The organism is Haloferax sp. KTX1 (genome assembly GCF_902410085.1).
Taxonomy (GTDB): domain Archaea; phylum Halobacteriota; class Halobacteria; order Halobacteriales; family Haloferacaceae; genus Haloferax; species Haloferax massiliensis.
In genome coordinates this window covers 1-686 of the sequence record NZ_CABPRH010000040.1, presented here as the reverse complement: position 1 = coordinate 686, position 686 = coordinate 1, and the positions used below count along the sequence as shown (strand labels likewise).

At 58.2% G+C, this 686-nt stretch carries 1 protein-coding gene; it reads right to left on the bottom strand.

Features of this window, described 5'->3' with window-relative positions:
- Positions 1-174: 174 nt before the first annotated feature.
- Positions 175-686: N-6 DNA methylase (locus FY251_RS20625; protein WP_148416836.1), on the bottom strand; the 512-nt coding region annotated here is incomplete at its 5' end.

Below are 686 nucleotides of genomic sequence, written 5' to 3'. Positions count from 1 at the left end.
TTCAGTGCCTCGATCCTACCATGCTTCCATTCTGCACCCAAAGTCAGTTCGTTCGACCTTTTCAACTGTTTCTCGAGCCGTCTCTGGCTCTACATCTGTTTCACTTGACATGGGTCTTCTCGGGACGCTCTTACTGGAACGCCCCTCGCCCAGTTGGGGCACACAAAACAGCCGTCAATCGCTGCTCTCGAACGCGCCCAGACTGGCCTGTTCACTCAGGACAGACGTCGTGACCGGCGGCGTCCGGTCACCCGAATCCGTCTCTGTCTGCTGTTCTGAGCCGGACTGGCTCCCTCCTTCGACCGTGTTCTCGAAGGCGTCGGTCATCCACCCGTGAAGATCCTCGACCTCCTCGTCGTCTAGCTCGCGAACGCTTCCACCCATCGGAGAGTAGGAGGTTCCCCACGCCCGTTGGAACTCGACAGTCAGTGAGTCACCTTGCACGATGTAGGCGTCGAGATTCAGGAAACAGCAATTCAGCGTGGTCATGCGGGCACACAGTGGATCCTTGTCTTGCCCGACAAACAGTGCGTCTGGCTGGTTCCGACCGGCAGTCAAGAGCATTCGACCGCTCCCGCAGGCTGGGTCAAGCACCGTCTGTTGGTCCTCGGTATCGTTCTCGTCGACGACACCAGCAATCTCTACCATCGTCTCACAAACAGAGTGAGGCGTGAAGTGCTGGCCGA